Annotated in this window: 21 protein-coding genes; 9 read left to right on the forward strand and 12 right to left on the reverse strand. The window is 56.0% G+C overall.

What is annotated here, in order from left to right; all coding sequences use genetic code 11:
* Positions 1–68: 68 nt before the first annotated feature.
* Together HDF14_RS12755 and HDF14_RS12760 are read left to right on the forward strand one after the other, a co-directional pair.
* Positions 69–509 carry a hypothetical protein gene (locus HDF14_RS12755; protein WP_183977200.1) on the forward strand — a complete coding sequence of 147 codons (441 nt, stop codon included), beginning with the start codon at positions 69–71 and terminating at the stop codon, positions 507–509.
* A 71-nt stretch (positions 510–580) separates the two neighbouring features.
* Entirely contained in the window at positions 581–1,165 is a 585-nt protein-coding gene (locus HDF14_RS12760; RefSeq protein WP_183977202.1) for a beta-class carbonic anhydrase, read from the forward strand.
* 103 nt (positions 1,166–1,268) lie between these two features.
* On the opposite strand, the gene HDF14_RS12765 is transcribed toward HDF14_RS12760, so the two are convergent.
* Both HDF14_RS12765 and HDF14_RS12770 read right to left on the reverse strand, forming a co-directional pair.
* Positions 1,269–2,231 carry a hypothetical protein gene (locus HDF14_RS12765; protein ID WP_183977204.1) on the reverse strand — a complete coding sequence of 321 codons (963 nt, stop codon included), beginning with the start codon at positions 2,229–2,231 and terminating at the stop codon, positions 1,269–1,271.
* Between the two features lie 533 nt (positions 2,232–2,764).
* Positions 2,765–3,226, reverse strand: coding sequence for a hypothetical protein (locus HDF14_RS12770; protein WP_183977207.1), 462 nt, complete (start codon positions 3,224–3,226; stop codon positions 2,765–2,767).
* A 190-nt stretch (positions 3,227–3,416) separates the two neighbouring features.
* Here HDF14_RS12770 and pyrH point away from each other — a divergent pair, with 190 nt between their 5' ends.
* Positions 3,417–4,121, forward strand: a complete 705-nt coding sequence (pyrH, locus tag HDF14_RS12775) for a UMP kinase (RefSeq protein WP_183977209.1) — start codon at positions 3,417–3,419, stop codon at positions 4,119–4,121.
* A gap of 185 nt (positions 4,122–4,306) precedes the next feature.
* Positions 4,307–5,497 carry an acyltransferase family protein gene (locus tag HDF14_RS12780; protein WP_313899558.1) on the forward strand — a complete coding sequence of 397 codons (1,191 nt, stop codon included), beginning with the start codon at positions 4,307–4,309 and terminating at the stop codon, positions 5,495–5,497.
* A gap of 138 nt (positions 5,498–5,635) precedes the next feature.
* Here the strand turns inward: HDF14_RS12780 and HDF14_RS12785 are convergent, their stop codons facing one another.
* From HDF14_RS12785 to acpS, 4 genes are all read right to left on the reverse strand, one after another.
* The gene (locus HDF14_RS12785; RefSeq protein ID WP_183977211.1) at positions 5,636–6,991 is read right to left on the reverse strand and encodes a lactonase family protein; all 1,356 of its coding nucleotides are present in this window, start codon (positions 6,989–6,991) and stop codon (positions 5,636–5,638) included.
* Between the two features lie 105 nt (positions 6,992–7,096).
* Positions 7,097–8,365 carry a beta-propeller fold lactonase family protein gene (locus HDF14_RS12790; RefSeq protein ID WP_183977213.1) on the reverse strand — a complete coding sequence of 423 codons (1,269 nt, stop codon included), beginning with the start codon at positions 8,363–8,365 and terminating at the stop codon, positions 7,097–7,099.
* Between the two features lie 358 nt (positions 8,366–8,723).
* Complete coding sequence (locus HDF14_RS12795; RefSeq protein WP_183977215.1) at positions 8,724–9,809, reverse strand: MlaD family protein; 1,086 nt, start codon at positions 9,807–9,809, stop codon at positions 8,724–8,726.
* Positions 9,810–10,030: 221 nt separating this feature from the next.
* Complete coding sequence (acpS, locus tag HDF14_RS12800; protein WP_183977217.1) at positions 10,031–10,411, reverse strand: holo-ACP synthase; 381 nt, start codon at positions 10,409–10,411, stop codon at positions 10,031–10,033.
* 130 nt (positions 10,412–10,541) lie between these two features.
* On the opposite strand from acpS, the gene HDF14_RS12805 reads away from it, so the two are divergent.
* Positions 10,542–11,009, forward strand: coding sequence for a hypothetical protein (locus tag HDF14_RS12805; protein WP_260698217.1), 468 nt, complete (start codon positions 10,542–10,544; stop codon positions 11,007–11,009).
* Between the two features lie 17 nt (positions 11,010–11,026).
* Here the strand turns inward: HDF14_RS12805 and HDF14_RS12810 are convergent, their stop codons facing one another.
* The 5 genes from HDF14_RS12810 to HDF14_RS12830 all read right to left on the reverse strand — a co-directional run bounded on the left by HDF14_RS12810 (position 11,027) and on the right by HDF14_RS12830 (position 16,207).
* Positions 11,027–12,307 (reverse strand): transporter, encoded by a 1,281-nt coding sequence (locus HDF14_RS12810; protein WP_183977219.1) that lies wholly within the window; start codon positions 12,305–12,307, stop codon positions 11,027–11,029.
* Positions 12,308–12,323: 16 nt separating this feature from the next.
* On the reverse strand, positions 12,324–13,004 hold the full coding sequence (locus HDF14_RS12815; RefSeq protein WP_183977222.1) for a C39 family peptidase: 681 nt from the start codon (positions 13,002–13,004) through the stop codon (positions 12,324–12,326).
* Positions 13,004–13,417, reverse strand: a complete 414-nt coding sequence (locus tag HDF14_RS12820; RefSeq protein ID WP_183977224.1) for a hypothetical protein — start codon at positions 13,415–13,417, stop codon at positions 13,004–13,006. Before HDF14_RS12820 ends, HDF14_RS12815 begins: the two co-directional genes overlap by 1 nt.
* A gap of 76 nt (positions 13,418–13,493) precedes the next feature.
* Positions 13,494–15,041, reverse strand: coding sequence for a beta strand repeat-containing protein (locus HDF14_RS12825; RefSeq protein ID WP_183977226.1), 1,548 nt, complete (start codon positions 15,039–15,041; stop codon positions 13,494–13,496).
* A 560-nt stretch (positions 15,042–15,601) separates the two neighbouring features.
* Entirely contained in the window at positions 15,602–16,207 is a 606-nt protein-coding gene (locus HDF14_RS12830) for a hypothetical protein (protein WP_183977228.1), read from the reverse strand.
* A 24-nt stretch (positions 16,208–16,231) separates the two neighbouring features.
* Between HDF14_RS12830 and HDF14_RS12835 the strand changes: the two genes are divergently transcribed.
* Positions 16,232–17,020 (forward strand): ABC transporter ATP-binding protein, encoded by a 789-nt coding sequence (locus tag HDF14_RS12835; protein ID WP_260698218.1) that lies wholly within the window; start codon positions 16,232–16,234, stop codon positions 17,018–17,020.
* A gap of 203 nt (positions 17,021–17,223) precedes the next feature.
* Positions 17,224–18,075 (forward strand): JmjC domain-containing protein, encoded by an 852-nt coding sequence (locus tag HDF14_RS12840; RefSeq protein WP_183977230.1) that lies wholly within the window; start codon positions 17,224–17,226, stop codon positions 18,073–18,075.
* An 80-nt stretch (positions 18,076–18,155) separates the two neighbouring features.
* On the opposite strand, the gene HDF14_RS12845 is transcribed toward HDF14_RS12840, so the two are convergent.
* Complete coding sequence (locus tag HDF14_RS12845) at positions 18,156–18,779, reverse strand: DUF2007 domain-containing protein (RefSeq protein ID WP_183977232.1); 624 nt, start codon at positions 18,777–18,779, stop codon at positions 18,156–18,158.
* A gap of 269 nt (positions 18,780–19,048) precedes the next feature.
* On the opposite strand from HDF14_RS12845, the gene HDF14_RS12850 reads away from it, so the two are divergent.
* Both HDF14_RS12850 and HDF14_RS12855 read left to right on the forward strand, forming a co-directional pair.
* Positions 19,049–19,933, forward strand: coding sequence for a magnesium transporter CorA family protein (locus HDF14_RS12850; protein ID WP_183977234.1), 885 nt, complete (start codon positions 19,049–19,051; stop codon positions 19,931–19,933).
* A 136-nt stretch (positions 19,934–20,069) separates the two neighbouring features.
* A complete protein-coding gene (locus tag HDF14_RS12855) occupies positions 20,070–20,330 on the forward strand; it encodes a hypothetical protein (RefSeq protein ID WP_183977236.1) in 261 nt (86 codons plus the stop codon).
* Positions 20,331–20,381: the final 51 nt, after the last annotated feature.

Genomic DNA, 20,381 nt, shown 5'->3' on the forward strand with positions numbered 1-20,381 from the left:
TCCATAAGCGCTCTCATGTCGCTTTGCCAGCGCCGATACCCAACGACGAAATCACGGAGGCAACACCGATGCGCAGACTCACAAGTCTTTCTCTCGCCACCCTCGCCCTCATCGCACCCATCACAATCAAGGCCCAACCGGCACCGCCCGCCCCCACAAAGCCTTATCTGGTCGAGTGGGTCTACCGAGTCCAGTACGGCCACCAGGACGAGTGGTGGTCTCTCTTCCGCAAATATCAAATCGCCGCTCTCGACCGTGAGCAGCAGCTAGGTTACGTCACCAGCTACACAGTCTACGGCCCCGGTCTGCATACCTCGGAAGACAGTCGCTGGGACTACCGCGTCGTCATCACCTACAGAGACCAGCCCTCCTCCACTCACGAAGGCGAAGTTCTCCACCAACTCTTCTCCGATCAAAGAATCCTCCGCAAAGAAGAGAACCGTCGATGGGAGCTCACCTCCAACCACTACGATCTGCCCATCCACGTCGTCGATCCCCACGCGGAGTAAATCCGCACCACCATCCCACCATCAATTCACCACGACGCACCAGCGAAAAACCACCTCCAGGAGACACCATCATGAGCAAGATCCTCACCGAAGTCCTCTCCGCCAACGAATCGTACGCCTCGAGCTTCGGCAACAAAGCCAACCTTGCCCTCCCGCCAGCCCGCGGTTTCGCCATCCTCACCTGTATGGACGCCCGCCTCGACCCCGCCAAATACGCAGGCCTGGCCGAAGGAGACGCTCACGTCATCCGCAACGCCGGCGGCCGCGCCTCCGACGATGCCATCCGTTCCCTCGTCATCAGCTATAAGCTTCTCGGCACCAAAGAGTTCTTCGTCATCCACCACACCGACTGCGGCATGCAGTTCTTCACCAACGACGTCATCCGCGGCCTACTCGCCAACAGCCTCGAAACCGCAGCCCTCACCGCTGAAGGCTTCAAAGACGTGGGCAAAGGCCCCGGCTCCACCGCAGCCGAGTTCATCGAATTCCTCACCATCAAAGATCAGGCCGAGTCTGTCCTCGCCGACGTAACCCGCATCCGCACCAGCCCGCTCGTGCCAAAATCCATTCCCATCTACGGCTACATCTACGACGTAAAATCCGGCAAACTCATCGAGGTACCCGCCGCCACCACAGCAGGCCGTGCCCCTAGCTAGGCAAAAGATATCTCATCGCGACCAACGGGAGCGCCAACCGAAGGGGTATACCCGTCACGAAGTGACCGCTCCGCGCGCAGCGGTTGTCTATAAACGGAAGAATCTAACGCGAAGAAACGGAGTACTGCACGAGCACCCCATTCACAAAATCCGCCTGCACCTTCTCATCCGCGCTCTTATACGTGCACGAGGTCATCGACATCCCATTCTCCGTTCGGTCATGTGCCTCTACCGCCGGGCCAAGCATAGCCTCCACCTGCTCTCTGGTCAGGCCCTTCTTCAATCCCGACGCCTGATCCGCCCCTTGATCAGCCGGACGAGTGGCCAATCCAGTATCTCCCCCCGGGCCATTCGCATTCGGATGCCCGCCCGCCGGCCCGCCAGCCGCATTGCCAGAAAACGACACATACTGCGCCAGAGCATCCTGAATCACCTGAGGCGTCAGCGAATCCCCCATTGCCTTCGTATTCACGCGGATGTTGAACCGAGATCCACCCTGTTGGCGCTTCATGCCAACTTGGTCCGTCCTTCTCGCCGCGTCGTCCTGCGCTCTCGCTTGGTTGTAGGCATCGCGTCTCTCTCGATCCCTCCTCACACTGTCCAGCTCACGCTGCAATGATCGCCGCTTATCCGGATCGCTTTCGTTGCTGATCTGATTCTCCAGATCCTTCTCCCGGCTGCTCTTATCTGCTGGCGTAAAGTGCACTGAAGTATCCGTGTTATCTCCCGCCGTCCCATATCCCCCGCCGGCAAGCTGAAACTCGACATTGTCTTTATTCACCTTCACCTTTGTAACCATCACCGAATCGCCCCTCTGCAGCGACACGCCAAACTGCTTCATCCGGTCCCCGTAGCTCTTCGCATCCAACGGCGGCTGCCGGTTCGGATAGATATCCACCCCCTTCTGCGTGGCTGGCATGTCGATCTTCACCGTCACCTGCTTGCCTTCGAAATACGGGGAAAGGGCATCCGGGTTCTGCGCGTCTGCGCTCAAGATGCAGGCAAACATGACAACAAAGCACACCAGCCAATAAAAGCCTCTAAAGGACCGCGAGGGGCGACACATAGCTTCTCCTCCAAATCAGATATGGCGCGAGAGAAAAGGGGGCCCAGGGACGATGTGGCTGAAGTCCGAATTATCATAGCCCGTCTACACCCGATCCCTTGCGTCTTAAACACTCCGCCGCCACCAAAATCTTAGTTCTCAGCGCTGCCATAAATTCCTGTCAAGCCCTCAATGATCAAATCCCCCCGCCAATCCAGCAGAATCGCGTGGCGTATGAGTTATATCGAATCAGCTAAAATAGATTCAGAGACAGAAAAGCCCCAGATCATTCTGGGGCTTTTGCTTTTTCCTGAGTGTCGCAAACTATTGAAAGCAAGTATTTTAGGCGTAACCCATTTGGTATGAATATTTTGCAGACACCCCTCAGCTGTAACCCCAACAAAGCAAAAGACATCCTCACAAAATACCCTCAAGGGGGAGGGGGGAGGGTACCCTCACAAAGGAGAAATCCCGAACTTCGATTATCGGCTGCTTTGGAACAAACAAAAGAGGGGAGCGTAATCGCTCCCCTCTTTTGTTTCAATCGACAGCAACTACTCCCAGTGAGCCGTCCGATTCGCGTTGTCGACAATCGTATGCGCGTAATCTATCTCGCCGATCGCACGATTCCGGAGTTGACGTGCCTGCGGTACATCCTCCGCATGCTCCAGATCCCGGTGCGCCGCGGCCAGCAGTTCATTCGCCTTGCGGAACCGATCATGCGGGCTCAAACCTGTATCGATGTGAAACGGATCATTCAGACCTTTGCCATCATCGATAGAAGCTTCTTTGATCATGTTGATGGCAGCGTCAATGTGGTGAACCGCCTCATTGTCGTCGTGCTTCACCGGACCCCACGCCCATCCATCGTTCAGGTAGTGCCGCGCCGCTCGCAGATCGCTCAGCGCATGCAAGTAAGCCGGGTGTGGCCCCGGAACATCCGCCTGCACCGTCATCGGCACCGCTGCCGCCACAAAACCGGCGGTCAAAATCATCAAACGTACTTTGCTAAACATCTATTTTTCTCCTTGGGCTGCGTTGTATCGTGCCCGCACCCCATCAATACCCACCTTACCCCGCAAAGTTGTGCACAATATTTACAAGTGCATCCGAAGTGGTAAACAAATTCTGCATCGAGCCGTCTATGGCCACGAATTTAATCGCCCAATAATCTCCCCACTGCACCATGCGATACTTAGTCCTGACATGTACAAAAGAGTCCTTCTCAAGATCTCAGGCGAAGCTCTGGCCGCAGGTAAGGGTTTTGGCATCGATGCCGTTTTCATCCACAAAATCGCCGCCGAAATCGCCGCGGTTCACGCGCTCGGCTGCGAGATCGGCATCGTAGTCGGCGGAGGCAACTTCTTCCGTGGCGTCGCCCAGCAGGCCATCGACATGGACCGCGTCGCCGCCGATCACATGGGCATGCTCTCTACCGTCATCAACGCCATTGCCCTCCAGGACGCCATCGAGAAGCTAGGACTATTCTGCCGCGTGATGTCCGCCATCGAGATGCACGAGGTCGCCGAGCCCTACATCCGGCGCCGCGCCATGCGCCACCTTGAGAAGAACCGCATCGTCATCTTCGCCGCCGGCACCGGCAACCCGTTCTTCTCCACCGACACCGCCGCCAGCCTCCGCGCCATGGAGATCAAAGCCGACATCCTCCTCAAGGCCACCTCCGTCGACGGCATCTACACCGCAGACCCCAAGGTCGATGACAAAGCCACAAAATTCGACCAGATCACCTACAGCGAGATGCTTCGCCTCAACCTCCGCGTCATGGACACCACGGCAGTATCGCTCTGCCGTGACAACAACATGCCCATGATGGTCTTCAGCATGCGCGAGCCCGGCAACATCGTACGCGTGGTCAGTGGCGATAAAATCGGCTCTCTGGTCACGGCCTGAGTCGAATGCCCCGAGCAAAGTTCCTCCAACTTTTCCATTCGCGAGGAGAATCTGCTTTGCCGTTTCCGCCTCCTGTTCGCCTGACGTTGAATTTGTCATCTAAATGGCCATTCTCCGCGTCAAATCTGGGGAAACGGCTTTAGCGAATACAGCCCAGCAGCATCCAATTCAAGCAGGACCAACGTGTGAACCCAATCCTTCTGGAACCAGAGATCGAGCAGCCGCAGAGTCCTGCCCAACCACCCGCGGCCATCACCACTCGCAAACCGCCGTTGCCCGCTCTCACAGGCATCCGCACCCTGCTCGCCATCTTCATCATTCTCTTTCACTTCACACCGCCGCACCTCGGTTTTCTCTACCCCATCATCAACAATGGCTATGTCTTCGTTGGCGTGTTCTTCCTCATCTCTGGCTACGTGCTCACCTACAACTACGCCGACCGCGCGAAGACTCTGGTCAAGCGCGAGTTCTGGCTGGCCCGCTTCTCCCGCCTCTACCCTGTCTACCTGCTCGTTCTCCTCATCTCCTTCCGCATGGTGCAGGACGAGTGGCACGCCCGCTCCCACTTCGAGTTCTGGCAGGGAATGATCCTCACCCCACTTGTCCTCCAAGGCTGGAGCCCCTCCGTCGCTACCTTCTGGAACACCGTTGCCTGGACGCTGTCGAGTGAAGTCGTCCTCTATGCCGCCTTCCCCTGGCTCATTCGCATCCCGTGGCCCAAGAAGCCGGCGCACTTGATCCTTCTCCTTATAGCGCTCTGGATCGTGGGCTTAATCCCCCACTCGCTCTACCTTTGGCTCAACCCTGACCACATCGTCGGCCCAGTTGACCGTTACAGTTCCACCCAACTCATCCGGTTCCTCAAGTACACCCCACTCCCCTACGTCTGCACCTTCCTCATTGGTGTCACCCTAGGCAAACTCCAACACGCCCTGACCATCACATCACGTCAACGCCTGTTGCTCTCCTTCGTCAGCCTGGCGCTCGTCGGAATCTTCTTCTACACTCTCGTCCTTCGCACGCCATACCTCCTGATGCACGGCGGTCTCATGACCCCGGTCTTTGCAGCCCTGATGCTCGGCCTCAGCGGCCCCCATGCGATTTCGGCGCTATTCTCATGGCGTCCACTTTTGCTTATCGGCGAAAGTAGCTACTGCCTCTACCTCCTCCACTTCAATGTCTTCCAATTAATCCACACCTACCACGTTCCAGAGCGTCTGCACCTGCTCGCTTTCGATCCATGGCTCTCGTATGGGATTCTGATCCTGCTTGCTCTGGCTACCTTCTACTTTGTCGAAACTCCCGCTCGTCGCGCGATCCTTCGCCGATTTTCACACAAAGGCCGAACCCTTTCGCCTTCTTCTTCCTCCTCCTAAACGAGATCTCCGCGAGAAGCATCGACGCTGGTTCTGTCGGTTTCGCAAAGCGTTCCATCCACCAATGAGGTCATCTCAACAACCGCGCAGCAAAAAGCCCCGCGTTTGCGGGGCTTTTCAGGTAGGACAGGCTGGAATCTACTCAACAATGATCTGTGTCGGATGAGAACCATTCGCTACAGCCACCGCACAGGTAGGCAATGCGCCCGATGGGAACGGCGTATTCTGCACCTGCTTCAACGTTCCATTTTGGGGAGCCAGTTGCATCGCCGAGACGTCGCCCTCCAGGTTATTCGACGTATAGAGATAAATGCCTAAAGCCGGTTCGATCGTCACACACGTCGGACCTGTCCCGGTAGCCGTCGAAGCAGATGTAATTGCCCCCGTCGCATTGCCTGAGTTTTGGTCGATCGTATACGCGCCAACTGTGCCCGACGAGAAGTTCGCAACATACAGGAACTTGCCCCGCGGATCGACCGTCACTCCGACTGGGAATATGCCTGTCGGAAACTGGTTGTTGATCATCGGCGTCAGCGAACCATCCGCATTGGTCGTATTTCCAAACAGTACGTTTTGAGCCTGATCCGTGACATACACGAACCGGGAAGAGGGGTCTTCGGCAATGGCACTCGGCGTCGTCCCCGCGCCAAAACCAGCCGCCACTGTCTTTCCCGTAGCATCCGTCGTGATCGTTGTCCCAGGAGTAGGAGTCAAGACGCCAGTCGACATGTTCTGTGAGAAGCTGAGCAACGCAGCCTTCGGCGTAGTCGGAGTCTCTTGGTCGATAACGTACGCAAACACGGTCTGGAGGCCCGAACCTGAACCGTCCGTCAACGTGCAGGTCGGATTTCCCGCATTGTAAGAAGCCGCTGGCTCACAACGAGGACGGCTGACCACAATCCCAACCGGCGTATTGCCAACCGGAACGTAGTTGCGAGAGGTCGTCGTTCCAACCGTCGTATTTGCAACAGCCGCTCCGAGCGAGCCATCCTTGTTGATCGGGAAGATCGTCACGCCACCTGGCCCAGGCGACGCGGTCGAGTACAGCTGTTGTCCTTGTGGCCCCAACTGGTACTGGAATGTGACGTAAAGAAATGCTCCCGCCGCATCCATTGCAATCGAGGTAGCGTTGCTGCCCGTCACGTTGTAGGTGTTCTGCAGATAAATTTTTCCATCGGTTCCGATCGCATACTCACCGATCGTCGAATCGTCGTGATTGACGACATAGAGATTCAACCCGTTCGGCGAAGCCACAAGGGTCAGAGGATTTCTACCGGCCGGTATCGGTGAATCCGCCAGCGGTGTCAACGAACCGATCTGGAAGTCCACCGCGTACGCATTGATCCCACCGTTTGGAGACGAGCTCGTCAACGGTTTTGCAGTCGTCACATATACATACGCCAGCGTGTAATCACGGCTGCATGCCGTAACGCTCACCAACGCAAAAGATAAAATCGAGGCCACGGTCCCGCGGCCCATCTTATTCCACTTCATGCTTACCTAACTCCGGGGCAAATCGTTTCCGCCCGTTCCTGCTGTCCCGCTACTCAGGATTCATGTGGACACCCTGCCATGATTCTCCAGCTGCCGTCCTGCCAGCTAGTCTACGTTTCCGCTTACTGCGAGGCACGTCGCTTGTCCGGTCGCCGTGAAGGTAGATCCTCGACGTAGATCCGAGAGCGTGCCTGTCGTAGAGATCTGCTTGCCAGTCACCGTCCCATCTCCATTTGACGTATAGACGTATTGAAATGACGGATCCTCAACCATACAAACCGGTCCCGCGCCCACTGTGTATGGGTTGTTCCCGGGATCGTTCAGCTCCTGTAGCTGTCCGGTCGTCTGAATTGTGAATGCTGAAATCGAGCTGTTGGGATTTGTTGTATTGGTCGTCGACTGATTCGCAACATATACAAATTTATTTTTGCTATCAACCAGAGAATAAACCGGATTCGCCGCCGGAGAGATGTTCCCAACCGCTCCACCTGTGATCGTGTTCAACGAACACGAGGTGGCGCCGACAGTAAAGGGTAGAACTTGTCCTGGGCTGTTCGCGTTGGGGGCGCCTGCATCGGTAATATAGACGTTGCTTCCGCCTGTAATGATCGACGTCGGCCGCACCGCTCCCGAGTTGAACTTCTGCGTTGTCGTCAACGTCAGCTGCCCCGATGTCCCTACAGCGTAGGGTGAGACCGTCTGGTCGGCAGTGTTCAGCGTAAGCACGCACGAGCCAGCTACAGCCAACATTGTCGGCGTCTGCCCAACGGGGAAGTAAGTAATCTGCAGACCCGTCACTGGATCTTTGATCTGCTGGTTCAACACCAGGGTCAGCCGCCCTGTATTTGGATCAATCGAGAATACAGTGATGTCCCCATTCGAAGGAGCCGGAGGATTGGGGTCGGCCGGAGTCCCGGTCGGAGGCGGAGCCTGCTGGTCCAATACATACAGGAAATTTCCCGTCGAATCGTGAGCCGCCCAGACAGGGTTGGTCCCCTGGCTCTGGAAGCATTGCTGGAAGGTCAGCACACCCTGGCCGCCAACGCTGAACTCGCTGATGCTGCCAGCAGTGCCGCACGGCAAACCCGCGGATGGTCCGTTCCCACCGCCCCTGTTGACCACGTAAATGAAGCGGCCGCCCGGCTTCACCACGATCGACACCGGGTTTGCCCCGCCAGAGGTGAACGGCGAGTGAGGAATTGCCGTCAGATTTCCCGTGAAGTCATCGATCTTGAAACCTGCGATCTGGTTGTACTGCGTTCCAAGAACCCACATGAACCCAATCGTGCCACCACCGCACGCCGTCATGCCCAGACCCATCGCTACGGACACTACCAAGGCCATTGCTACACGGCCAATCCTGCTCAACTTCATGCGCTTCCTTAATCCTCGCCAATGAACGTCTTCCGTCCACCTTTTGCCGCGAGCAACTCTGTAGGGTACGATTCCTTCGCTTATTGTAGAAGCTGTCGCGACTTTGTGCCACTTATGGCGCTCATTCTGACTGATCTATCCTTCTCGCAGCCAGTCACCACACCATGGTTACCGCCTCATTCCAGCCCCGTAGAGAACATATCCCTCCGAAGATGGAGAAGAACTTGTCCCTCACTTACGATCGTGCTTCCCCAAAAGTCGAAGCTGCGAACAAGACAACGCATCGCAGCGCTAGTGTTCCACCAAAGAAAAGGGCTCAAGCCAAAGCCCGAACCCTTCAATGCTCGCAGCACATCTCCTAGAAGATCTTGAGATGAATCGTCAAATACTTCTTCGGATCGCTTCGAATTGTCTTCACCAAGTCTGTGCTCGCCTCGAGCAACTTATTCAGGTTCGTGTAGGCAGCGTCATCAGTCACCAGCTTGCCCAGAGTTCCACGACCATCATTTACGCCGGTAACCAGCGTATTCACCTGCGTTAGTGTGTTGCTCAGGTCCTGGCGAAACTTAGGATCCTTTAGCATCAGCCCCAGGCCGCCCTTACCAGCATCCGCGTCAGCCAGCAACGAGTTCGCGTGAGCCAAAGACGAGTTCAGATTTGTGTAAAGGGTGTCGTCCTTGATCAGCTTACCCGCGGTCCCCTTACCACTATTAATGCCATCCGCAATATTCTCTAGCTTTACAACAGTGTCATTCAAGTTGTTATAGAGAGTATCGTCGTGAAGCAGCTTACCGACCGACCCTTGCCCAGCATTCAAATTCTTCACAAGCCTCTGCAGTTGATCGACAGTATTATCCACCTTGTTAATCAGATCAGGATTATTGATCAGCTGCCCAATGGTGCCCTTACCAGACTGAATGTTGTCGACGATCACATTCGCCTTCGCCAGAATTACATTCAGACTTTCAATTGTCCCCTGGCTCGCCTTCACCACATCGGTCAAACTCGGCGTCTCCAGCGTCTTCAATACATCCCCGTCCTGCAGCGGCGGCCCGACGGCAAACTGGCTGTTGATATCCACTACCGTATCGCCCAGCACTCCCACCGTCGACAGTGAAGCTTTCGAGTCTTTCTTCAGGTTGGTGGCGAACTTTTCGTTCATCTTCATTACAACCTTCACCGGAGTCAGCTTGTGCTCGGGCGCATTATCAATTGTTACTGCTTTCACTGTCCCGATCGTCACGCCCTCCAGGTTCACTGCTGCACCTGTCTTTAGCCCGGCCGAATTCGCGAAGAACGTCGTAACCGTCAGCTTATGCGAGAAAATTCCCAGCCCCGACGAGCTCGTCATCAGGAACAGCAGCGTCACCAGCACTATCGTCGAAATCAGTACAATCACGCCCACCTTCAACTGCGACCACCGTACCTCCTGCTGGCTGGGCATAGCTCTCCTTTAAGATCGTTTTCACAAAAATCCACCGACACGGCGTTACATTGCCGCTCCCACCTCTAGCGCGATCAGGGTGTCAGTAACTAGGAGAATACATTACCCTCGCACCCCATCGACCCAAGAAAACTCCAGGGACCGCATCGCGTTAAAGTGCTCGATTTCGAATGGATGCGCGAATCGCTCGATTGGTTTCAACTTCCACAACCTATTGCCTTTCAATCCTCCGCCACCACGACCGCCATCGCCAACTCTCTGCTGTGGGTCAAGCTTAGCTGCATCCTGCGCACTCCCATCGCCCCCGCCAACTCTGCTGCACGCCCACTCAAGTGCAGCGTCGGCCGGCCATTCGCCTCGCGCCGGACTTCAAGTTCTTTCCACGTGACTCCCCGGCTGATCCCCGTGCCCAGTGCCTTTGCCCCGGCCTCTTTCGCGGCGAACCGAGCCGCAAAGCTTTCAGCCGCGTTCTTCTTCTTACGCAGGCAATAGGCGATCTCTCCTGTGGTGAAGACCCGCTCCAAAAATCGCTCTCCGAACCGGTCAATACTCACTTCGATCCGTTTCGTCTCCATCAAATCCGTTCCCACTCCCAGCACCATAAAGACCTCGCTCCCACTATCCTCCTACACCCGCGTAAATCAGCGGTACACAAACGCGACAGAACATGCAGATTCACAAATCTCTAACCCAAGTCATCTCTTTTCAACATCATCAAATCCGGATACCCACATGACCACCGTACCCCGCCTGAGACTCACGCTTCCCCCCTCCCCTTCCGATGAACACGCTATCGGCATACACACTTCGATCGGCAGAGGCTCAAAACATCCCATGCAATCGCTTGATATTCAGGGCTTCAGCTACGAAGAGCGCCAAGGTATCCTGCCCTCGCTCACCTCAGCCTTTGCAGATTGCGGAGGCTGGCTCCTCAACCGCAAAACGCTCTCTCCCACCACCATGGAGTTCCGCGTCGAGATTCAGCTCCGCGCCGTCGTCGACCTCTACGCATCCATCATCGCCTCCGGCCTCGAGCTCACCCGCGCCGGACACCTCGGCTTTACCCACCTCTGCACCTGCCGCAAAAACCTCACCGCCCCGTCTGAGTTGGGCCAGATCGTGACCATACGCTTGGAGATCAGCTTCCTCGAAGACGCCACCCTTCAGTCTCTGTTCCTCTCTGCCGGAGACCGCGCATGACCTTTCCTGCATCAGGCCTAATGCACGTCTAGCTTCCTTGGTTTCTGCCCCCACAGCCCCAACCGAAACGGAACCCCCACAGAGAACTGCAGATTCGGCGTATCCGGTGTCAGCCCCACGCCAAAGCTCAGATCGATCGTTCGCCCTGGCGCATAGACATAGCTTGTTCCCAATCGCAACGAACCCTCTACTAAGTACGACGCCGGAATATCAACTCCGTTCAATGTGGTGCTGCGTGTAAATCGCTGATCCCACCCCACCGTCATCGACACTTCTGGATTCAACGCCAGAATAGAGCCTAACTGGAAGCCAATTGCATCACCCGGGTTGAAGTGTCCTACCATCGTCGCGGCGGGGTTATTCGGATCGTTTGCTGAAATCGTGTGGGTGCCGCTCAAGTTAGCCGTATAAGAGAGATTCCCAAAGAACACCACCGGGTCGCTGGACTTTGCCACAGTCAGATTCCCCTGAATAGCATTGAACCCGGTTCCGAGAGCCAACTGGCTGCTTTGCAAGTTGTACGGATCTTTTCCCGTCGTCGATTTAAAACGCACGTTCGCCAGCATGTCTGGAACTTTTCCATGTTCGGTCGTTAGCTGCCGTGAAAGCCCTGCAGCGATATCGCCCAACCCGAAGCTGCTCGATGAGGTTTGGACGTTTGTAGCGTCCACCGTTCGAATCTGTTCATATCCATAGGGGACGACAAACTCACCTTGGAACTTATGCGGTAACCCCAGTCTCGCGGTCATACTCGGCAACAGGTAGTCTCCCCGCACGCGCTCTGAAGTGATATCGCCCACCACCAGCACCGGCAGCAACGCAAATCCATTGACCGTCAGATGGTCCGATGAGGCACTGAAATAAGAGGTAGTGTTGTCGATCTCCAGCGTCCCGGAAGGTAGCAGTAATCCGCCTCGCACAATCAAAGCCTGATCAAGTGCCTCCGTCGCCTGCCGCTCCGTGGTGTCGTAGGTCGAGGTCGACACGACCGAATTGATCACGCGACTGCTTGAAGCAGCCGGTAATGCAGGACGCTCATCAGCTCTCGCCGGGGTGGTATATCCACCATTGACGCGCCACTCCAACTCATTCATTCGCTCCAACAGATTGCGGATGATGGCATCGCGCTCTCGCAGCGCCTCCTGGAGCTTCAAATCAGTCGGATCTCTCCCCGGGGTCGTGGCCTTGGCAACCTCCTGTGGCTGCGATTGTCCTTTAGTGGGTGTTGTCTGCGCCAGCAGCGGTCCCGCGCCAACCGCCATCAACACAATGCCTGGTAAGAATCTTTGCAGCGACATTGACGCACCTTTCCCCTCAGTACAAATAGTTGCTCGGAGCGACAACCCCGATCTTGCGAGAGATCAGCGATTCATCTGGCACCAGCCCAGCCGCCGCCGGTAGATTTCTTTCCCCAATCATTCTGTCGTCCGGTGGATGTACTACGAACACAATCCCGTTCTTCCACAGCTTTTGAAACCGGTCCACTCGCATCGTCATATTGCCGAATCCCGGATCGCCCACAATCACATGTCCGGCATATATGCCCTTGATCACCACAAAGTGGTCGAACCCTTTCACTCGTATCGGGACGATGACGGAAGTTTTTTCCAGCGCAAGATCTTCAACAGTCATGCCGCTAAAAGCCTCCGCGTGGTATCCGCGAGCCTCGGCAAAGTGCTTCAGATCAAGCAAAGAAAACCCACCGCGAGAGCGCACGCGACCAGCATCCACGCGATGCAGTAGCCAAACCACGATCGAAGTCTCGGGCGTATTGTCTTTGAAGTCGTAAGTGAGCAGCGTGCTCAATGCTGCGGCGCCGCAGCTCACATCCCAACGCTGCTTCACCACGCCCTCATTACGAATCTCTTCCAGGCTTCGAATGTTCTTGCTTCCCTGCACCCCCGTCGCGGTGCCGGTATTCTGGCCGCGTGCGGGGGCGGGGAAGAGAACAACGCTAACCAATCCAGCAAAAAAAATGGATCGAAGACAGTTCATCAGTGTTTTCCGGCGCCCAGGTTGGACTGCACGATAGATCCGACCGTCGAGTTCATATTGACGTTCAAATTCAGCAGCACATTGATGTTCGAGTTCACCGCGTTGATGTTGACTAGCGAGCTCAGATTCTGTTGCGCGCTGCCGTTCAACGTCAACGTGCCCATATTGGTCGTTGAGGTCAACGGCCCGGTCAGCACCTGCAACGTACCCGCACCTGTCACCAGGCCGTTAGGTGTTGCTGCCGATCCTTGAAACTGCACGACTCCATTCGACAACCCCGCTGAAACGCCCGCTGCCGTGACTCGATCCATGGCAGCGTCGTTCAGCGGTTGGCCCGCATGCTTGGTTGAGCTTTGGGCTAGTCCTGCAGTACTCAGCAGCGCAAGACTCGCAATCACTAAAAGACGACTCATACATCCTCCTCAAAGCCGTGTACAAGGACAGCCCGGGACTCCACCACAAGTGCGGAGTCCCGCTCTGTCGTTGTTTTTAGTGAATCTGCGAGATGCTATTGACCTGAGTGAGTGACGGGATAGGATTCATGCCTGACGAATGGGCAACGTTCACGCCATTCCCAACCATGCCGCCTGCCGCATTGACGATGTTGATCGCCTTCGCATTCGACTCAGCCGATCCGGCGAGCGTCATGCTGTAGTTGTTGGTCGTGCTGATCGTCGACCCATCGACTGCGATGTTAGTCGCAGCTGCATCGGCGAGAGTGACCGCACCCTGAACGTTGTCAGTTACCGCCGTGCTCTTCACTGCAGTCAGCGACTTCGAATCCGAAGCGCTCGTCGTCAGGCTGGCAGCCTGGCTGGTAGCGAAGTCATCGGAAGAAGACACATCGTGGGTCAGAGAGGAGTTATGTGCGAGGCTGACGCTCTTTGTGCTTGATGCGTTGGACGCCTCGGCAGCCGTCGAAGACTTGGTTCCAGAAGCGGACTCAGCCTCCTGCGCGGCCTCCGAAGACGACTTGTTGGTTGCAAAGTTGTCTGTCGTTGCGCCGTTTGCTGCGAGGGTCTTGTTGGAAGCAGCGTTCAGGCTGCCGTTGAGCGAGGCGGCGCTGTTTGAAGCGGTCGTGTCTGTCGCCGAGCCGTTGCCGGTTGCGTTGAACGACGATCCACCATTCGCTGCACGAGTGTTGTTGGCTGCGCTTCCAACCGTCCCCGAGGTGCTTCCGCCACTCGAAGAAGTGTTGTTCGAAGTCGAGTTGCCAAGTGTAGAGGCGCTCCCTCCGGGATCAGCCGATGCGCCGTTCGCGGTGAATCCACCGCTTGCGGTGCCATTGGCGCTCTTTGCTGCGTTTGCCGCTGTGGTCAGAGTGGCGCCAAGCGACTGCGTCGAACCCGCCGTCAGAGAAGCGTTCGTGGCGAAGGCGTTGGTCGTGCCACTTGTCTTGCTGGCATTCGCCGCGGCGGAAGCCGACTCAGTCGCCGAGGAACTCTTGCTTGCACTGGCATTCTGAGCAAAGCTCTTGCTTGAGTCGAACGTGTCCGTCGTGCTGTTCGTCTTGGACAGATCGTTAGTGTTCGCCTTGCTGTTCGTGGTGCTGCTATTTTCGGCAGCGTCAAGGCTCGCCGAAGAGCTGCTCGTCTTGGCGACGTTCGAGCTCTTATTCACTGTCAACTGGCTGTTTTTGCCGCGGTGATAGCCGGAAAGCGTCGCCGTTGAGTCCGAACCCTGAGAGATATCGTTGCCTTGCGTAACATCGGATCCTTTGCCCGAGGTATCGCTGCTGTCATACACGTTGACACCATTGGCCACCATGGCATCGCTGGAGTTCACAATGTTGATTCCGCTCGCGCTGCTCAACACACTGCCGCTCACATCCACAGATCCTGTGTTGCTGGAGGTGACAGTCGAGTTATTCGCTGCGATCGAAGAGTCGCTCGCGCCTGCCGTGATGGTGTCCAACTGGTTGTCACGGAGCGCCTGCTTGGTCTGCTTGTCGTTCGATGGTTTGGGCTTGTTCTGGCCATAGGCGGAGCCGCCGACGAGAACCGATGCAGTAACGAGAGTGCAAGCTAATTTATTCACTTCTGCCTCCTGGGCATTGTTGGGCGAACGCGTCCGTCTGCGCAGCAGAGCCGGCTGCGTAGGGACAATTTGACGCACCAAGCTGCTCACGCGCCGTAACCGGATCGACGCAGCTGGGACATCACCGAAATGTTGGATTAAGGCTTCAACTCAAGCTGAAATGAAACCAGCGAAAAACGTAAAAAGCGTAAGACGTACATGCGATGAGGCTGCCGTTCAAGCCAATCGCGGTATCAATGCAATCCGTACGTGAAGCCCTTCATTACTAATAATTGTCGTCTCTGTTTTGCATCTATAGTGCGCAACAGATAGAGCCCGTTTCAGAAATCTTCGAAAGACCTCCGACATCGCTATATGTGCATTTCGAGTGCCAATTTGCAACCCGCATTCCACTGGAGATTTACAAGTTGTTCATTTCACATCATGCACCAACTTGCAATTTTCAAGGGAAAAGTTCCGTCGCGGCACATACCACTGCAGTAATTCTTCTGCATAGACCTGCGGTAACTTACACGCCGTCCACGCAGTAACGCCTCTATCCCGGACTAACAGGTCCTCGATCAGCGCCCAAGTTCCACGACCGTCTTCCGGTGCAGCAAACTATCAGAGTCACCAATCACCAATACGCCCGACTGCTTCCACCCATGCGTCAAGACCAGCTTCAAGCCCGTGGCGTCGCCAGCCAACTTGAAGACGGGTTGACTGATCACCGAGTCACCCGCAGCTACCTTTGCCGTGAGCCCCACTCCATTGACTCCAGTCGACTCTTTCCAACGCCGCCACTGCGCATCCACCAGATAAGCCTCCATCAAACCATCACTCTTCGCCGAACGTCCCCGATTTGTAACCCGAACTGTCACTCGCACAAGCCGCCGCTGATCGTGAATCAAAAATCCTTTCACCTCCTCTACCCCAGTCACCGTAAAACACATATTGTCGAAACACTGCGGCTGTCCGACTGCCACCACCTTCTGCTTCTGAACCAGCGAAACTCCTATCAGCACCACGAGATACATCGCCCAGACTCCGGCCAGCCACACTATTCCACGGCGCACTCGAAGCTGTTCGCCCCGCAACCGCGACAACCCAACCCCAGCAAATCCCAGGGCCGTCCAGCCTGCCAATCCCCACAGCAAAAGCTCCGCCGGCCTCACGCCCGACCCCATTCGCGATAAACTTCATAGACATACATGTCTTCTCATTCTTCCACGTTGTCCCCCCAGCCCGACCCCTCCTCCACAACGCTTCTACACTCGACGCCCGATGGCAGCACCCCAACGCCCGTCATCCTCGCCCGCGATCTGGGCAAAACCTATCGCTCCGGCAAGCTCGAGGTGCCTGCTCTCCGAAAGGTCAACTTCGCCATCACCCCCGGCGAGTTCGTTGCCATCGTCGGCCCTTCAGGCTCCGGCAAATCCACTCTCTTCTACATTCTCGGCGGCCTCACTGGAGCCACAACCGGCTCGGTCCTCATCGACGGCGTCGACTTCGCCACCCTCACCGACGCCGAGCGCACCCGCACCCGCCGTGCCAAGATTGGCTTCATCTTCCAGCGTTTCAACCTCTTACCTACCCTCTCTGCGATGGGCAACATCGAGATCGCTCACGACATCGCCAACCTCGGCGCCACCACCAAACGAGAGCTGGACCGTCCGCTCCTCACACACCTCACCGAGATGCTCGGCATCCAGGGCCGCCTCGACCATCGTCCCAACGAGCTATCCGGCGGCGAGCAACAACGCGTGGCCATCGCTCGCGCTCTCATCAACCGCCCAGCCATCGTCCTCGCCGATGAGCCCACGGGCAACCTCGACACCAAAAACTCCGACGCAGTTCTCAAGATGCTCCGCCAATCCAGCCGCGAGCTCAATCAGACCGTCCTCATGATCACCCACAACCCCGAGGCCGCCCAGATCGCCGATCGCATCCTTCACATGCGCGACGGCGAAATCACTCATATTGAGACCGTTACGCGGTAACATCCCTTCTCCATACTGCCAAAAGTAGTTACTATTTCTAATAAAAATAGTAACTACCAGCTTGGTTACTTACGCGAAAGCCCGCGAAAGTACTGCCAAATCGCATAGGACGAATCATTTTAAAATTGAAGTAGATACTGCGTCCCTGTACCATTCGCTTGTCGAACCAGATTAGCGAGTTTGCGATCTGCCGGGGGGCCCCTGTGACTTACACGTACTTCCAATCAGAAAAAGAATTTTCAGATTACTTCAGGCGAAAGCCCTTTCTTTTCTCCCACAACCTCGACTCCAACGATCTCTTCTCCACTCAATCCGTAGAAAAACTCGCCGAAATCTGGAGTCGTGACAGCACCAAATCCGGCTTCTTCTATCTCGATAGGAAATTCAGAGAGTGGGGAAGCGAGGATCACAAGGCGAGCCTCGTCGAGGCCTTTCGTCACTCCGACCTCAGCCGGATGAGGATGAAGCTCAGCTTCATTCACACTCAGCCCAGGTACGACAAGGTCCTCGAAACTATGACGCACGAGCTTTCAGAGCTCACGCATGTCGATCTCAGCAAAGAGTACCGCGCACCCATGGAGACTCTCTTCCTCACGTCTCCAAACGAATTCACTCCCTATCACATCGACAGCGAAGACAGCTTCCTCCTGCAGATCCAAGGCACCAAAACCATCTACATATTCGACGGAAGCGACAAAGAGATTCTCAAAGACCTCGATATCGAAAAGTATTGGGCGAAAAACGAGATCGCGTTCCACGAAGAGATCAGGTCGCGCGCCATGCGTTTCGATATGGAGCCAGGAACCGGCGTTCACATTCCGATGCACTTCCCGCACATGGTCGAAAGCGGCCCCACTTCCTCCATGTCGCTCAGCATCGGCTATGAATCGATTGCATTTGACAGGGATCTCTTCCGCGTAAATCACCAGCTGCGCAAACTCGGTATCAACCCAACGCCGCCGGGCAAAAGCAAGGTCATCGACAACACCAAGATGGCAGTCTTCTCTGGAGCCAGAAGCATCACCAAGAAGCTAAAGAACCTTCACCCCAAATGAGTCGTTCTGACTCGGCAGTCTTCCGGCCGGTTGCTTCGCTAGGCCACGCTCGGCAGCTTGATGTGTAACGCTGGTTTTCGCTACTCTCCAGACGGGTTTTCATCAACCCAATGCAGGTCGCAGGAACTGCAGTGCCAAGACCCGGAACCCCGAGGAAATGGCAAAGAGAATAGATAGAGCGACGCGAGAGCAGCTTTGCGACCTTTACGCTCCCACGTGATGTCGGTGGAGGTGCAGCGGGGACAGCGAGGCTGCGAGAACTCCTGTTCATCAGGAATGAAAAATTCATTCGGGATGGGTTGCGAAAGCAACGCTAGACCGGCTTCGGCGTCTGAAGCTGCAACCTGAAGGCGAATTCCCCCTATGAAGTTCGAGACCTGCCAATCGAGGCGGATGAGGTTCTCGTCTCTTAAAAAGCAGAAGATCCCCGCGGATTCGATGACTGCTCGAGCGACGATGGCCTCGGAGAGATCGCGATAGCTTCGAATGGTGACGAGTTCGCGGAAGTCGGGTGGTGCGTCTTCTTCGAGCGCAGGAGCCTCGAAGGCGAGATTTCTAGAAGCAAATTCTGCGGCCAGGGCGGAACGCGCTTCGGGAATCAAGGAATGCCAATCCGCCAGCAGGCTTCGTAATTCAACCTCAGATATGGGACGGTAGAGATCGGAGAACGTAGGTTCTGGCTCGCGAAGAAAGGGGTTGAACACGCTTGGTGATGCTATCAAACTTGTTGATCGACCAGTCAATGAGGTTCGACCGCAATTTCGAGCCGCACTACTCTTCTTCAGCCAGGTTGATGCAGTCTCAAGGTTGTGATGATATAACTCCCGCATGAAGACCGCCGGACATGGCGCAGCGCTGAATCTTTTCCTGTTATAGCGACGCTATTGCTTTTCGCGCAGCCGTTACAACCCTGACGTTGGTCGCGCCAAGCAACCGGCCCACTGTCGAATCACAAAGCGAGACAAGGAACCCCATGCCCTGGTATCAACTCGAGGACGCCAACGACCCCAAGCTCGACGCACTCGCCAAACAATACAACCTTCATCCCCTACATCTCGAAGATGCTCGTAATCATGACGAAAGCGTCAAGGTCGACTCTGGCGCCGCCTACACCTTCGCCGTCTTCAAACCCGTCCGCCTCATCCCAGACCTCGATAACCCTGGCGAAGAGATGCCCTCGTTCTCCCCGATCGACATCTTCGCCGGCAAAGACTTCCTCATCACCATTTCAGATCCCACCTGCCCAACCACCGAGCAGGCTCTGGCCCGCGCTCGTCGCGACGGTGACGACGAGCACCCCGCCAAACTCGTCTCCCTCATCCTCGACACCATCGTCGATCTTTACTTCCCCGCGATAGACCACTTCGACGACCGCATCGACCAGCTCGAAGACAAAGTCTTTGACGATCCTTCCCCCGAGATCCTTCAATCCGTCTTCGCCATCAAGCGCGAACTTATCGACCTTCGCCGTGTCCTCGTCAACACCCGTGACGCCTCGCTCCACCTTCAGCGCGACCCCAACACCATCATCGATGCTGAGAATCAGCCCTATGTCCGCGACACCTACGATCACGTCGCGCGGCTGTTGGACTCGGTCGAAACCCAGCGCGATCTTCTCAACAACACCCTCGACATCTACCTCTCGTCAGTCTCCAATCGCACCAACGAGGTCGTCAAGGTCCTTACAATCCTCGGCACCGTCGCTCTACCTGCAATCGCCATCTCCGGCGTCTACGGGATGAACCTCAAAGGTCTGCCCTTCGAAGAATCCCCTCACGGAGCCGAATGGATCATCGGCATCACTATCGTAGTCACCGGGATCCTCCTTTATGTCCTTCGCAAGCTTGACTGGCTCTAGGCAATCGTCTCCACCCCATCAACGCAATCTAGACGCCTGTTGACCAAGCAAAACTTAACAAAACTCTTGGGCCCACCCGTAGCTCATTCGGCATCTCTCTCGTTATATGACGGCAGCGCCGCCAAGGAGATTTGTTATGACCGACTATCGTGTAAGTCAAGGGGATGTTCAGGAAGATCAGCTGACCGCAGCCATCGAAAAGGTCACCGCACAGGTTCCCTCTAGTGTGTACCTCGCTCTGGCTTTGGGATCAATGGCTGTCTCTGTGGGCTTCCAGGCTGCAAAGAAACCGCACACCTCTTTATTCGTTGGCCAATGGGCCGCACCTTTCCTCATCCTCGGCATCTACAACAAACTCGTAAAACTCCACGGCTCCGACGGCACTACCCACGCCTGATCCCCAACGTGAAAAGCCCCGGCACAGAGCCGGGGCCACTTATAAAACATC

It is taken from the genome of Tunturiibacter gelidiferens (assembly GCF_014201335.1).
GTDB classification, from domain to species: domain Bacteria; phylum Acidobacteriota; class Terriglobia; order Terriglobales; family Acidobacteriaceae; genus Edaphobacter; species Edaphobacter lichenicola_E.

Coding starts and splice junctions, on each gene's coding strand:
- HDF14_RS12755 (WP_183977200.1), top strand. CDS start 69: ATGCGCAGACTCACAAGTCTTTCTCTCGCCACCCTCGCCCTCATCGCA.
- pyrH (WP_183977209.1), top strand. CDS start 3,417: ATGTACAAAAGAGTCCTTCTCAAGATCTCAGGCGAAGCTCTGGCCGCA.
- HDF14_RS12760 (WP_183977202.1), top strand. CDS start 581: ATGAGCAAGATCCTCACCGAAGTCCTCTCCGCCAACGAATCGTACGCC.
- HDF14_RS12770 (WP_183977207.1), bottom strand. CDS start 3,226: ATGTTTAGCAAAGTACGTTTGATGATTTTGACCGCCGGTTTTGTGGCG.
- acpS (WP_183977217.1), bottom strand. CDS start 10,411: ATGGTGCTGGGAGTGGGAACGGATTTGATGGAGACGAAACGGATCGAA.
- HDF14_RS12815 (WP_183977222.1), bottom strand. CDS start 13,004: ATGAACTGTCTTCGATCCATTTTTTTTGCTGGATTGGTTAGCGTTGTT.
- HDF14_RS12765 (WP_183977204.1), bottom strand. CDS start 2,231: ATGTGTCGCCCCTCGCGGTCCTTTAGAGGCTTTTATTGGCTGGTGTGC.
- HDF14_RS12810 (WP_183977219.1), bottom strand. CDS start 12,307: ATGTCGCTGCAAAGATTCTTACCAGGCATTGTGTTGATGGCGGTTGGC.
- HDF14_RS12850 (WP_183977234.1), top strand. CDS start 19,049: ATGCCCTGGTATCAACTCGAGGACGCCAACGACCCCAAGCTCGACGCA.
- HDF14_RS12835 (WP_260698218.1), top strand. CDS start 16,232: ATGTCTTCTCATTCTTCCACGTTGTCCCCCCAGCCCGACCCCTCCTCC.
- HDF14_RS12820 (WP_183977224.1), bottom strand. CDS start 13,417: ATGAGTCGTCTTTTAGTGATTGCGAGTCTTGCGCTGCTGAGTACTGCA.
- HDF14_RS12855 (WP_183977236.1), top strand. CDS start 20,070: ATGACCGACTATCGTGTAAGTCAAGGGGATGTTCAGGAAGATCAGCTG.
- HDF14_RS12830 (WP_183977228.1), bottom strand. CDS start 16,207: ATGGGGTCGGGCGTGAGGCCGGCGGAGCTTTTGCTGTGGGGATTGGCA.
- HDF14_RS12805 (WP_260698217.1), top strand. CDS start 10,542: ATGACCACCGTACCCCGCCTGAGACTCACGCTTCCCCCCTCCCCTTCC.
- HDF14_RS12795 (WP_183977215.1), bottom strand. CDS start 9,809: ATGCCCAGCCAGCAGGAGGTACGGTGGTCGCAGTTGAAGGTGGGCGTG.
- HDF14_RS12790 (WP_183977213.1), bottom strand. CDS start 8,365: ATGAAGTTGAGCAGGATTGGCCGTGTAGCAATGGCCTTGGTAGTGTCC.
- HDF14_RS12785 (WP_183977211.1), bottom strand. CDS start 6,991: ATGAAGTGGAATAAGATGGGCCGCGGGACCGTGGCCTCGATTTTATCT.